Origin of the sequence: Gilliamella sp. BG2 (assembly GCF_046635645.1) — a bacterium.
GTDB classification, from domain to species: domain Bacteria; phylum Pseudomonadota; class Gammaproteobacteria; order Enterobacterales; family Orbaceae; genus Gilliamella; species Gilliamella bombi.
This window is the reverse complement of sequence record NZ_JBIDFF010000014.1, coordinates 29608-42678: the sequence shown is the minus strand read 5'-3', so window position 1 is coordinate 42678 and position 13071 is coordinate 29608. Positions and strand designations below refer to the sequence as shown.

Below are 13071 nucleotides of genomic sequence, written 5' to 3'. Positions count from 1 at the left end.
GGTTCCTTATTCGTCAATTATTAAATACAAACATTAGAATTTAAAAATATCTTCACAAGCACTGGTTAAACTGGTATCACTTGGCGATGTAGTACAAACTCGGCTCCAATCTAAATTGCCATTTGTAGCATTGATTGTTGGTGTTAGTGTAGTAGTTAACCCTGTTAAGGCGCTGGTTCCAACCAAGGTAATAACTCCGTTATTAACCGTAATAGAGGTAACATAATTTGATGTTCGACTCGCTGGTACTCCATTATTACCATTACTACAATTGATTAAGCTACCTTGCTCTACAGCACAAATTTCTACAGCGGTTTTATACGATGTCATTGTTTGCAACATATCAGTCATTGCGGCTTTTTTTACATATCCCTGATAAGCAGGAACACCGATAGCGGCTAAGATAGCGATAACAATAATGGCAATCATAAGTTCAAATAACGTAAAGCCCGATTGATTAGACATAAATACCTCTATTTTTTAGTCAATGATTTAATCTAAGAGCCTTTATAGCAAAACAAAAAAATGGAATAATAATGAAAAAGTAAGATTAGAAAGTAAAATCCTTAATGTAGTTAATTATTACGTTGTATGTTCAATTTTTGCGAAGCAAATCGCAAAATAGACAAATCCATACATCGGTTTATCAAATAAGTGGAGTCACTATGTCCCTAAAAATTGTTAATGGCTGGTTACAAGGTATAAAGCAAGTTGTTTCGCCTTTTTATAATGAACGACCTATTAATAAACCGATATCACTACTTGTTATTCATAATATAAGCTTACCGCCCAATGAATATGGAGGTCCTTATGTTGAGCAATTATTTACTGGTCGGCTCGATCCCAACCAGCACCCGTACTTTGCTTCGATTTATCAACTTGAAGTATCAAGCCATCTGTTTATTCGACGTGATGGTGAAATTATTCAATTTGTTCCATTTGATAAACGTGCCTGGCATGCAGGAAAATCAGCATTTGAAGGGCAAGAAAATTGTAATGATTTTTCGATCGGCATCGAAATGGAAGGATGTGATAGCGATAATTTTACCGAACAACAATATCAGCAATTAGTAAACGTTACGTTATTATTACAACAAACTTATGCCATCAAAGATATTGCTGGGCATAGCGATATTGCTCCAAATCGAAAAACAGATCCTGGCCCTTGTTTTGATTGGCTACATTATCAGAATTTATTAACACAAAAATCGCAAGGGCAAAAGCTACTAAATCAACTTGAACAAATTATAGAGGAATTACAAAAAATCAATTTATGGCAAACTATACCGCCAAATCCCAATGCATTTTTAAGCCAAGAACCTTTTGCTATCGATACCATGCAAGCACACGAATGGTTACAATGGATTTTTATTCCACGTATACAAGCAATGATTGACGCCAAAACAAATTTGCCCAAATTTGCCTTACACCCTTATTTTGAAGAAGCACTAAAAGAGCAAGAACAAGATGTTAATCATCTACTTTACCTAATTAAGCAACTTGATGATTTGTCGCAACTTAATTATGAAAAATTACCGCATTAATATGCGGTAATAATTAAAGTTAACAAACCTGAAAAAATACTCAGGTAGAGCATTGATTTTATTGAATTTTTATTTAATTCCCACTGCTATTCATTCGACGATACTCATTAACTGCTTGCTGATGGTTACTGTAAGTACTTGAGAATGTATGTCCACCTGTTCCATTCGCCACAAAAAACAGATAATTGGTTTTAGCTGGGTGTGCTGCAGCTTCGAGCGAGGCAATGCTTGGCATTGCAATTGGAGTTGGTGGTAATCCTTCAATAACATAAGTATTATAAGGATTTTCAGTATCGGTCAAATCAACGCGCCTAATAGTACCTTTATAGTTATCGCCTAAACCATAAATAATAGTTGGATCTGTTTGTAACTTCATTTTAGCTCTTAAACGATTAACAAATACCGATGCCACATTAGCACGCTCTGAACTAATACCTGTTTCCTTCTCAATAATTGATGCAATAATCAGTAATTCATAAGGGGATTGATAAGGAAGATTACTATCCCGATTATCCCAAATTTTTTGCAAATTACTTTTCATCGTCATATGCGCACGTTTTAGGATATTAATATCTAAAGTGTCTGCGGTATAAAGGTAAGTATCAGGCGATAACCAACCTTCAATTGATCCTTCAATGCCTAATAACTTAGCAATTTCTTCATCTGTTTTTCCAACTAATGTTTGTTCAATGTATGGCGTACTTTGAATAATATTTAACCAATCTTTGGCTCGTTTACCTTCCACAAATTGAATTGAAAAATTGCTTTCTTTACCCGACACTAATAATTGCAAAAACTCTTCAACGGTCATATGTGGGTGTAATTGATAAGTTCCTGCTTTAATTGATCTCAATGAAGGATTCAATTTACACAAATAAGGCAATAAATAAGCACTATGCATTAATTTACTTTCTTTAACTTGTGCAACCAATTGGTGCATGGATGTGCCTTTTTTCAAAACAAACATCTGGTTTTCGTTGGTTACTTGCATTTGTTGTTTAGAAAACTGCTGTAAAAAGTAATAACCAATACTGATCGAGCCGCCAATAATTAATATAAAAGAAAGTAAAGTGTATAAAAATATTTTTTTAATCATAATTTAATTTATCTATATAATGAATTTTTGCGCGTGAAGTTAAGCGCGTTATTAATTCGTAAGCACTAATTCCAGTATGCTTTGCGATTTCCTCAACAGGAAGTCCTGCTCCCCAAAATATGACTTCATCACCTGGTTTTTCAAGACAATTTATACCTAAATCAACTACAATCATATCCATTGATACTCGACCAACGATTGGTACTTTTCGACCATTAATCAAAACAGGAGTATTTTCTGGAATATTGCGTGGATAACCATCACCATACCCCATTGCAACCACACCTAGTTTAGTATCTTGCTGGCTACACCAAATTTGACCATAACCAACTGATTCACCTTTTTTGTGTTTTCGTACCGCAATTAATTCAGATTTAAACGTCATTGCAGGTTGTAGCTCAGCAATAGATTCATCAAAAGGTGAAACGCCATATAAAGCAATACCTTGACGCACAACATCTCGCTGAGCTTTTGGCCAGGCTAATATACCGCCCGATGCAGCAATCGAGCATTTGCCAATAAGTGATTTGTCATCAATTGAATTAATAAACTCATCAAATAGTTCTATTTGCTTTAACGTTTTCTCTGAAGAGAGATCATCAGCCGAACTAAAATGACTCATAATATTAATTGGTTTGCAAACCACTGAACAACTAGCCAAACGATAAAATTCTTCTTTTGCTTCATCAGGACAAAAACCTAAACGATGCATTCCTGTATCAAGCTTAAACCATGTGGTAATTTGATCTTTACGGAGGGATGTTTGCAATATGTCAATTTGCCATTTGCTATGAATAGCTGGTTGAATGTTAAAATCAATAAAATAATCCAAATCATCATGCGGGAAGAAACCTTCCAAAGCCAGAATCGGTGTGTTAATACCATTGTTTCGCAATTGCATAGCTTCGGTAAGGCGCGATACACCAAAATAATTCACTTTATCATGTAATAATTGAGCAATCTCCTCACTACCGTGTGAATAAGCATTGGCTTTTATAATCGCAACTAGTTGACTATTTGGAGCCATTTTTTTGAGATACTCAACATTATGAATAACTGCTTGACGATTAACTTCAACAACTGCAATAGACATTTCTTTGATCCAGACTCTTATCGAACCATTATTTTAAATTCTGTTTCTAATAATAACAAATTTTTTACAGTATACAAATCGGTGGAAATTTTAGGCTATTACGGAAATTAGTATTTTTAATCAATAGAATATACTAAACCATAATTTTAACTTTATGACGAGTTAATATTTGTTTTGTCATAGTAAACGTTAATAATGGTAATAACTTACCTACTCACCAAGTTTTTATAAAGATGCCTTAATGCCATTGTAGGATAATAAATTAACATTCTTGGACCAGAAAACCGCATTACCTGTTTAATTTTTAATTTATAATCTTTACGATAACAATGTTTAGGGCAACGTTCACATGTCGTTTTTTCTTCACCAAAACGGCACATTGTTAAGCGTTGCATAGCATATTGCAATAGGTCGTTGCATTCCTCACATAACTGATGATGTTGGCTATGATGTTGTTTAAAGCAATATAAATAGATCATTGCTCTTACTGTTGCTTTTTCTTGCTGTATTTTAGGACCGTTATTGTTTGCAACCATAATTACATACACGTTAATTAAGAAAGTGGTAAAATAAAATCATCTAATATGATCACAAGGATTTGTTGTAATGGCAAGAATTATCAATAAAGACACAACTGTTTGCATGTCCCTTTCAGCAAGACCAAGCAATTTTGGTACTCGCTTTCATAACTATTTGTACGAAAAACTCCATCTTAATTACTTATATAAAGCCTTTACTACCAATAATTTGAAAGATGCGATTTATGGCATTAAGGCCTTAGGTATTAGAGGTTGCGCCATTTCAATGCCTTATAAAGAAGCTTGCATTGAGTTTATTGATGAATTAGATGACTCGGTAAAATCTATTCAATCGATAAATACCATTGTTAACACCAACCATCATTTAAAAGCTTATAACACTGATTATATTGCCGTTGCTAAACTCATTGTAGAAAATAAGATTGATAATACAACACCATTTGTATTAAAAGGCAGCGGAGGCATGGCTAATGCGGTGATCGGAGCTTTTTATGATGCGGGATTTAAAAATGGTATTATTGCCGCACGTAACCAACAAAAAGGCGAAGCATTAGCCAAACGATATGGCTATAAATGGGTAAAGGATGAGCAAGAAATATTGCCACATCAAGCCAAATTGATTATCAATGTTACCCCAATTGGTATGCTTGGTGCTATTGAGTCTGAGGCGCTTGCATTTCCCACAACTATGATAAAAAATGCCGATATTGTGTTTGATGTAGTTGCCCTTCCCGTTGATACTCCCATGATAAAATATGCCCAAAAGATAAATAAAATCATTATTTCAGGTGCTGATGTTGCTGTTTTACAAGCGCTTGAACAGTTTGTGTTATATACTGGTGTAACCCCGAGCGATGAGTTAGTAAGGCAAGCAGGAGAATTTGCAAGGCAAGGTTAAATAAAGTTATTCATTCCACCGTGTTCACCGGTGGAATTTAAATAAAATTTAAGTTAATAATTTATAACATTGTCTGATGCAATTTATTATATACAGCTAATAATTTTTGGTGCATATCAAACTGTTCTAGATTGTTATTGGTCTGTTTCTCGATTTTCGTATAATTAGCTAAACCAAAAAATGTTTTGTCACCATTAGCGTATTGCCACATATCATCAACACAGGTTTTACCATACATTTTATTAAATGCGACTTGATAGTTATTAAACTGTTTTTTGTCTCGTTCTAAAATAAAATTAACTAATGTCTGTAAACAACGATAAGCATGATTGCGCGATGGCGTGAATATAGACTCGTTCATTTCAATCGTCCAATCAATCCACTGTTGTGCTTGTATTAAGTCTTTGCCTGCCAATGCCAGCATTGCTTTTAACTCGCCAACGCGAAGAGTTAACCAAGCATTATCGTTACCTGTTGCTATGCCTAGCAGTTCGCGAATTCGAGCATAATCATCAAGCCCTTCATCATCAAGCTGTTCAATAATTGCTAGGTACTGTTTAGCTGTACGTTTTTGGTAAGGTAATGACAAAATAAGCTCTCGTAATCCAATAGCCATATTGCTATTGGCAATTATAAGATCTTCAGGAGGATAAATTTCAGACATACCAACGGCCAGAATTCGGCAAGCATATACACCAAGGTGTTCGTAGTCCATAATTAACACTTCAGTATTATGGCGGGTAAAAATATCCATCAAATTAGCAAATTCTTGCTCAGTTGAACCGGAAAAGTCCCAATCGACAAATTCGTAATCTGCTTGCTCATTAAATAGATCCCATGAAATCAAACCGCTCGAATCAATAAAATGCGTTTCTAAATTACTAAGGTCGGCAATATCATCATTATCAAAACTTGGAGGTGAAAACACATCAAGATCTTTTAAACTGCGTCCTTGTAGTAATTCTGTTACTGTTCTTTCAAGCGCAACGCCAAAATTTGGATGCGCACCAAATGAGGCGTAACACGTTCCATTTTGTGGATTAAATAACACTACACAAATAACCGGAAACTCTCCACCCAATGAGGCATCAAAACAGTAAAGCGGAAAGCCTTCGCTTTCAAGCGCATCAATTGCAGCTAAAACGGTGGAGTAACGGTTAATCACTTCAGTTGGGATAATTGGTAAACTAATGCCTTCGGCTATAATCTTATTTTTAGTATAACGCTCAAAAATTTCAGATAACCCTTGTACTCGAGCCTCATTACGAGTATTACCGGCTGACATTCCATTAGAGGCATATAAATTAGCAATTAAATTAACTGGCACACAAATAGTTTTTTTGTCAGACTGCTGTTCAAATGGTAAAGCGCAGATACCTCGATCACCATTACTTGATTGTAAATCAATTAAATCTGTTGCACTCAATTCCTGATTAGGATCATAAAACTTAAGTAGTTCTTTGGATAATAGTCCTTTAGGTAGGGAATTATCTTCAGGAATAGTGAACCATTTTTCACTTGGATAATGCACAAAATCGGCATTCGCTATTTGCTCTCCTAAGTAAAAATCTGAAAAAAAGTAATTGGTTGATAACCGTTCAAAATACTCTCCTAAAGCCGATGCTAATGCCGCCTTTTTGCTTGCGCCTTTACCATTAGCAAAGCACAGTGGACATTTAGTATTTTGAATATGCACTGACCACACATTAGGTACCGGATTTAGCCAAGAAGTTTCTTTTACTTCTAAATCATATTTTGCTAATTGCTGCTGAAAATAGTTGATCGAATCTTCAAGAGCAGCATCTTTACCGGGGATATAAGTTTTCATAAGTTAATCTCAAAATAATTTTATGTTATAATTGTTGCGCTTTTCAAAAATTATCACTTTATACGCAAATATAAAAAAATAGAAGCAATAAAATCAATCCAACTAAAAAGGAAATAAAATGAACAAAAAAATAGACTTTAAAGGCTTTACCATTAAAGACTTATTCTTTTTTGATAAAATGTTAACACCTTCTTTTATCACAATCGTGTATTGGATCGCATTATTACTTATTGGAATTAGTGCGTTCTCTATGATATTAGGTAGTTTTGCTGCATTTACTTATAGCTTTACTATGGGTTTAGTTGCTTTTTTCACTGGCATTGTTACCTTAGTTGTGGGCTTTATTTCAACTCGCATTGGTTTTGAATTAATTTGTGTACTATTTAATATTAATCAAAATATTCAAAAATTAGCTAATGAAAAGACCAATTCAGAAAAACAAGAAGAATGTTCTGATACAGATCCTATTAATTAATATCGTTTATTTAACTATATAGCTTAAAAATGTGGGAACAAATTCCCGCATTTTTATTTTTCATGTAATTTTAATTTACATGTTGTCAAATCAAAATAATCAGTTAACCAACATTAAGATCGCTAAGAGGCCATCTTGGTTTAACACTAATAACTAAATCTGAATACTGCCTCTCTTTTAAATGAATCATACCAGCATAAGCAATCATGGCACCATTATCGGTACAAAATTCGAGCCTTGGATAAAAAACTTTTCCTTTTCGTTGGTGCATCAACTCAGTCAATTTAGTACGCAGTGTTTTGTTAGCACTTACCCCACCAGCAACTACTAAATTTTTAAATTTAGTTTGTTCAAGTGCTCGTCTTACTTTAATCACCAATGTATCAACCAAAGCATCCTCAAATGCTCTAGCAATATCTGCTTTAGTTTGTGGATCAATAATATTATTATCACTATGCTGATGAATCATATTAGCTGCTGCTGTTTTAAGGCCTGAAAAACTAAAATCAAGCCCAGGACGATCAGTCATTGGCCTAGGAAAATGGAATCGCGCTCCACTACTCTGTTCAGCCAATTTTGATAATTTTGCGCCACCGGGATAATCTAAACCAAGCAATTTGGCTGTTTTATCAAAAGCTTCTCCTGCAGCATCATCAATTGACTCTCCAATAAGTTCATATTTACCAATACCAGTCACACTAATAAGCTGTGTATGTCCCCCCGAAACTAATAATGCAACAAAGGGAAATTCAGGTGGATTATCTTCAAGCATCGGCGCAAGTAAATGGCCTTCCATGTGATGAACTGCAACAGCTGGTACGTTCCAAGCATAAGCAAGCGATCGTCCAATCGATGCGCCTACCATCAACGCTCCAATCAATCCCGGACCAGCAGTATAGGCAACCCCATCAATATCGTGTGCGGTTAAATTAGCTTGTTTTAAAGCTGCTTGAATTAATGGCACGGTTTTACGAATATGATCGCGCGATGCCAGTTCTGGCACCACACCACCATAATCAGCATGTAATTTAATTTGAGAATAAAGCTGATTTGCAATTAAACCATTAACATCATCATAAATGGCTATACCAGTTTCATCACATGAAGTTTCAATACCAAGGATCTTCATTAATGTCTACCTATAAAATCAGCAAGGTCTTGTTCACTCCAAATATCTTGTTCTGTCATATCTTTATCAGCAATGCGATGTTCTTCAGTTGCCCAATCACCTAAATCGATAAGCTGGCAACGCTTACTGCAAAATGGACGATAAAGACTAGTTTGACTCCATTCAACTTCTTTTTGACAAGTTGGGCACTTAACAAATGTAGTATTTTTATTCATTTCAACTCTTTTTTAATAACAGTATTCAATCAACAACAGGCTAATTCAAATTCAATTTCATCAGTATTGACGTTATCGTAATTCTCAAGTGCTAAAAAGCGAATACTATAACGCGACAAATGACCAGATACTTGAGGATATACATTTTTATCTAAAGAAATTCGAATACGAATCAAATTAACATCACCATTTGTCTCTTGAAAAAAATTATTGGTATAAACAAACGGTCTAAATTCCCCTAACCGTCGAATTAATTGCATATAACATGTTAGAGATTTATCAAGTATTGATAAGTGTTGTAACCAATTTTTTATTTGATTATAACGCCTTTCTTGTGAAATTCTGAGCCATAAATGAAACGAAGGCAAGTCAAAACTACAACATCCCCCCGGAATCATTAAACGTTGACGAATGGCTGTAATAAATCGATCATCTTTTAATGGTTGTCCTAAACGTCCAATTGTATTAAATTGGACGATAAAATCATCAAATTGCTGAATCAGGTCATTGAGTAAATCATGATCCACACCTTCGACATTTAACCACAAAATTAACTTTTGTTTTTGCGATTCAAGCTCTTTAACCAAATCACCTTTAATATCATTACGCTCAATAATCTCTAACAACTCAGACAATGCATGAAAAAAAATCAACGCACTATTGTCATTAAAATGACAATGTACATTTAATTGATTTAATAAAAATTCAACTCTAAGCCAAGTACGCATTTTTTCATTTAATGGATGTTCAAAAATAATATTATTCATCTATTCTAAATCTTACTTTTAAAGCTATTTAAATATTGTTGATGCAGTAGATTAACTTGTGTTGTTAGCGACAACAAATTGCCGTCATTAACTATAATATCATCAGCATAAGATAAACGTTTCTTTAAAGATACTTGTGACTGTATCATCTTTTTAGCTAATGATTCACTAATATTATCCCTTTTTACTAATCGTTCCAATTGTAGTGAAAATGAGGTATCAATTATCAGCACACGATCAGCCCAAGTATGCAAATTGTTTTCAATCAATAACGGCACAACCCAAATTAGATAGATTTTACTTTGCATAGCAATTTGTGTTTGAGTTTCTTGTTGAATGATGGGGTGCAACAAATTATTAAGCCAGAGCCGTTCATGCTCATTATTAAAAATAATTTCGCGGAGTTGACTACGATCAAGTTCTCCATTAGCGAGTAAAATTTCTTGGCTGAAATGCTTAACAATTTGGTTAAACGCATAACTACCAGGTTGCACAACTTGCCTTGCAATAATATCTGCATCAATAATAGGCACGCCTAATTTGGCAAACAAATCAGCAATAGTGCTTTTACCGCTGGCAATACCACCACTGAGCGCAACAACATAAGGCATAAAGCAAATTCCAATCCAACAAAAAATTGCTTTATTATAACATATATATAAGTTGATTAAATAATACTAATAAGGAGAAAGATTCAGTTGTTAATTAACTATTGCATTTCCAGAATAATTCACAAAATTAGCGCATAATAACAACAATCCCCCCAAAATTTACCACCAATTGAAAAATAAATTAAATAAAACAGTTGTTTTATATTATTAGCTGTATATAATTACATGTATCTGTATATAAAAACAGGAATATGTAATGAGACCGTTAACTGAGCGCCAACAACAGATTTATGATTTAATAAAAGATAACATTCAAAATACTGGTATGCCACCTACACGTGCTGAAATTGCCCAGAAATTGGGGTTTCGATCTGCCAACGCCGCCGAAGAACATCTGAAAGCCTTAGCTAAAAAAGGCGCAATTGAAATGATCGCCGGCTCATCACGCGGAATTCGCCTTTTACTTGAAACACCTATTGAGCCAAACGAACAGGATGGTTTGCCCCTTATTGGACAAGTCGCGGCTGGTTCGCCAATATTAGCGCAAGAGCATATTGAAAGCCATTACCAAGTTGATCCTTCACTATTTAAACCTCGCGCAGACTTTTTATTAAGAGTGCAAGGTATGTCAATGAAAGATATTGGTATATTTGACGGTGACTTGTTGGCTGTACATAAAACCCAAGACGTTAAAAATGGACAAGTTGTTGTAGCTCGTATTGATGATGAAGTTACAGTTAAACGCTTGTCGCGTAAAGGCAAGCATGTACATCTTCTTGCCGAAAATGCCGAGTTTTCGCCAATCAAAGTTGATTTAGAACAGCAAAATTTTGCTATTGAAGGATTAGCGGTTGGTATTATTCGTAACGGATCTTGGATGTAAGCAAACTCATAGACGCAAGTATATAGAAGTATAGCCAAAGTTAGTATAAAATAGCACTTAACTAACGTGTGGGAGATTACTATGTGGCTATTTTGGTTATACGAATTTTTAGGGTTTATTGCAGTTTTATTACTCGTTTTTGGGTACTGCCGTTTTAGAGGGATCGGTTTTTGGCTTTTTATTTGGAAACATCTAAAATGGGTTGCTTTAGCTGTATTAATTACTTGGTTAGGTATTGCATTACTTTGTCGCGTTGATTTATATAATGCAACTCACTGTTATTTTAGAGGCGAAAGCATGCGAGCTAACACAAAATATTCTATCTTTTTAGGCGAATGCCAAGTAGAAACTCCTAGCGGCAGTTATGTTCCTATTGAACGAGCTAGAGCATTACCTGGTTCAAGTCACCATGATGATGATGCTGACTCTACAAACGATTTTTATCCTATAAATTAACATGTTGTCAAATCGACAAACAACCAAAATCCGGCAAATGTCATTACAATTGTCGGATTTTTATTTTGATAGATCAATAAACTTATAAACGAATTGAGAAAATTATCCGATAGTCTAAATCAATTTATTAACTGATTTGTATATTAGCCTGCTGAAAAGCCAAATAACGTTGCTCTAACTTTTTGAAACTAAAAATCAATGTAAAGCTCACACAAAGATAAATCACTGCTGCAATACCAAAAGCATGAAAAGGTTGATAGGTTTCGGCATAAATATCGCGCGCAATCTTCATCACATCAGGCACAGTAACAGTAAAAGCCAGTGCAGTTGAATGCAACATAAAAATAACCTCGTTACTATAAGCTGGCAATGCAATACGAAATGCTCTTGGAAAAATGATATAACGATAAATTTGAAAACGATTAAAACCAAGTGCTGTTGCAGCTTGAATTTCGCCATTTGGCACATTCCGCATAGCTCCAGCAAAAACTTCAGTAGTATAGGCGCAGGTATTTAGGGTAAAAGCTAACACCGTACAATTTAAACCACTTTGAAAAAAATCGCCTAACCAAGCATTATTTTTAACCACACTTAAGGTATATATACCAGTGTAAATAATCAATAACTGCACATATAAAGGCGTACCTCGAAAAATATAAGTAAATAGCCAAATAGGTAGTTTAATCAGTTTATTTTGTGCATTTCGCCCTACCGCTAACGCTAGCGACAAAATTCCCCCCATTAAAACCGATAAAATAAAAATCCACAGCGTCATCGCAAGACCAGTGATATTATAACCATCGGTCCATAATAGTGATTGCCAATATTGTTGAATAATTTCTAACATGAGTTCTTATAATTTAGTTTTAGTAATGCCAATAGAATAATGCCGTTCAAGCCACCATAAAATGATATTAGATATTGATGTAAAAAACAGATAAAAAGCCCCAGCAATCAAAGCAAATAACAAAGGTTGGTACACAGCTTCACCTGCATTTTTAGTAGCTTTGACTAAATCCGATAACCCCAATAACGACACTAATGCTGTCGCTTTTAACACCACTAACCAATTATTAGCAATACCTGGTAGGGCAAAGCGCATCATTAAAGGAAACATTACATACCCAAATACTTGCACTTTACTTAAACCAAGCGCTGTTGCTGCCGCTAAGGTGTTTCTAGAAACCGCAAGATAAGCTCCTCTAAAAGTTTCGGTAAAATATGCCCCATAAATAAAGCCTAACGTAATAATACCAGCGATTAAAGGATCAACTTCAATAAAAGGAGCGTTAAAATAATCAGTTATATTATTAACCAAAAACTGCAAGCCAAAAAAGATTAGCATCATCAACACTAAATCGGGTACACCTCGAATTAACGATGTATAAGCCTGACAAAGCACATTACATACTTTTGAATGACTCAGTTTACCTAATGCACAAACAATACCAAGTATCATGGCCAGTAGTAGCGATGTCAATGCTAAAATAATAGTCAACCATGCACCTTGACAAATTAAAGAAATATACCCCTGCAT

The 13071-nt window shown here is 34.6% G+C and carries 15 protein-coding genes and 2 pseudogenes; 6 read left to right on the top strand and 11 right to left on the bottom strand.

Translation table 11 applies throughout. The annotated features are described in order from the left end of the window. Window positions 1-33: 33 nt before the first annotated feature. Window positions 34-465: a prepilin peptidase-dependent pilin gene (ppdD, locus tag ACGH6Q_RS07475; protein ID WP_296301080.1), complete on the bottom strand. Its 432-nt coding sequence runs from the start codon at window positions 463-465 to the stop codon at window positions 34-36. 200 nt (window positions 466-665) lie between these two features. Between ppdD and ampD the strand changes: the two are divergent. Together ampD and ACGH6Q_RS07465 are read left to right on the top strand one after the other, a co-directional pair. Continuing rightward, window positions 666-1214: pseudogene (gene ampD / locus ACGH6Q_RS07470) on the top strand (1,6-anhydro-N-acetylmuramyl-L-alanine amidase AmpD); the annotation flags it as partial. Window positions 1215-1235: 21 nt separating this feature from the next. Continuing rightward, a pseudogene (locus ACGH6Q_RS07465) lies at window positions 1236-1544 on the top strand (YqcC family protein); the annotation flags it as partial. A gap of 73 nt (window positions 1545-1617) precedes the next feature. Here the strand turns inward: ACGH6Q_RS07465 and mltG are convergent. The 3 genes from mltG to ACGH6Q_RS07450 all read right to left on the bottom strand — a co-directional run bounded on the left by mltG (window position 1618) and on the right by ACGH6Q_RS07450 (window position 4269). Beyond that, window positions 1618-2640 carry an endolytic transglycosylase MltG gene (mltG, locus tag ACGH6Q_RS07460; protein WP_085165467.1) on the bottom strand — a complete coding sequence of 341 codons (1023 nt, stop codon included), beginning with the start codon at window positions 2638-2640 and terminating at the stop codon, window positions 1618-1620. Then, a complete protein-coding gene (alr, locus tag ACGH6Q_RS07455) occupies window positions 2633-3733 on the bottom strand; it encodes an alanine racemase (protein WP_411592510.1) in 1101 nt (366 codons plus the stop codon). Before alr ends, mltG begins: the two co-directional genes overlap by 8 nt. Window positions 3734-3939: 206 nt before the next feature. Further along, window positions 3940-4269 carry a nitrous oxide-stimulated promoter family protein gene (locus ACGH6Q_RS07450; protein ID WP_034911385.1) on the bottom strand — a complete coding sequence of 110 codons (330 nt, stop codon included), beginning with the start codon at window positions 4267-4269 and terminating at the stop codon, window positions 3940-3942. A 70-nt stretch (window positions 4270-4339) separates the two neighbouring features. Here ACGH6Q_RS07450 and ACGH6Q_RS07445 point away from each other — a divergent pair, with 70 nt between their 5' ends. Further along, complete coding sequence (locus ACGH6Q_RS07445; protein WP_065591014.1) at window positions 4340-5170, top strand: shikimate 5-dehydrogenase; 831 nt, start codon at window positions 4340-4342, stop codon at window positions 5168-5170. Window positions 5171-5231: 61 nt separating this feature from the next. On the opposite strand, the gene ycaO is transcribed toward ACGH6Q_RS07445, so the two are convergent. Continuing rightward, a complete protein-coding gene (ycaO, locus tag ACGH6Q_RS07440) occupies window positions 5232-6998 on the bottom strand; it encodes a 30S ribosomal protein S12 methylthiotransferase accessory factor YcaO (protein ID WP_411592507.1) in 1767 nt (588 codons plus the stop codon). A 118-nt stretch (window positions 6999-7116) separates the two neighbouring features. Between ycaO and ACGH6Q_RS07435 the strand changes: the two genes are divergently transcribed. Next, window positions 7117-7473, top strand: coding sequence for a DUF4282 domain-containing protein (locus ACGH6Q_RS07435; protein ID WP_194240423.1), 357 nt, complete (start codon window positions 7117-7119; stop codon window positions 7471-7473). 103 nt (window positions 7474-7576) lie between these two features. Here the strand turns inward: ACGH6Q_RS07435 and tsaD are convergent, their stop codons facing one another. The 4 genes from tsaD to coaE are packed head-to-tail and all read right to left on the bottom strand — an operon-like array spanning window position 7577 to window position 10195. Beyond that, window positions 7577-8602 carry a tRNA (adenosine(37)-N6)-threonylcarbamoyltransferase complex transferase subunit TsaD gene (gene tsaD, locus ACGH6Q_RS07430; RefSeq protein WP_411592506.1) on the bottom strand — a complete coding sequence of 342 codons (1026 nt, stop codon included), beginning with the start codon at window positions 8600-8602 and terminating at the stop codon, window positions 7577-7579. Next, the gene (yacG, locus tag ACGH6Q_RS07425; RefSeq protein WP_174798481.1) at window positions 8602-8817 is read right to left on the bottom strand and encodes a DNA gyrase inhibitor YacG; all 216 of its coding nucleotides are present in this window, start codon (window positions 8815-8817) and stop codon (window positions 8602-8604) included. Before yacG ends, tsaD begins: the two co-directional genes overlap by 1 nt. Before the next feature lie 29 nt (window positions 8818-8846). Continuing rightward, window positions 8847-9584, bottom strand: a complete 738-nt coding sequence (zapD, locus tag ACGH6Q_RS07420; protein WP_034911364.1) for a cell division protein ZapD — start codon at window positions 9582-9584, stop codon at window positions 8847-8849. A gap of 5 nt (window positions 9585-9589) precedes the next feature. Continuing rightward, entirely contained in the window at window positions 9590-10195 is a 606-nt protein-coding gene (gene coaE, locus ACGH6Q_RS07415) for a dephospho-CoA kinase (RefSeq protein ID WP_085165478.1), read from the bottom strand. A gap of 256 nt (window positions 10196-10451) precedes the next feature. Here coaE and lexA point away from each other — a divergent pair, with 256 nt between their 5' ends. Continuing rightward, entirely contained in the window at window positions 10452-11078 is a 627-nt protein-coding gene (gene lexA / locus ACGH6Q_RS07410; RefSeq protein WP_065591009.1) for a transcriptional repressor LexA, read from the top strand. Window positions 11079-11159: 81 nt separating this feature from the next. Continuing rightward, on the top strand, window positions 11160-11534 hold the full coding sequence (locus ACGH6Q_RS07405; protein WP_065591008.1) for a hypothetical protein: 375 nt from the start codon (window positions 11160-11162) through the stop codon (window positions 11532-11534). A gap of 127 nt (window positions 11535-11661) precedes the next feature. Here ACGH6Q_RS07405 and hisM read toward each other — a convergent pair whose 3' ends face one another. Next, entirely contained in the window at window positions 11662-12381 is a 720-nt protein-coding gene (gene hisM, locus ACGH6Q_RS07400) for a histidine ABC transporter permease HisM (RefSeq protein WP_296318012.1), read from the bottom strand. Between the two features lie 6 nt (window positions 12382-12387). Next, window positions 12388-13071 carry an ABC transporter permease gene (locus ACGH6Q_RS07395; RefSeq protein WP_065591006.1) on the bottom strand — a complete coding sequence of 228 codons (684 nt, stop codon included), beginning with the start codon at window positions 13069-13071 and terminating at the stop codon, window positions 12388-12390.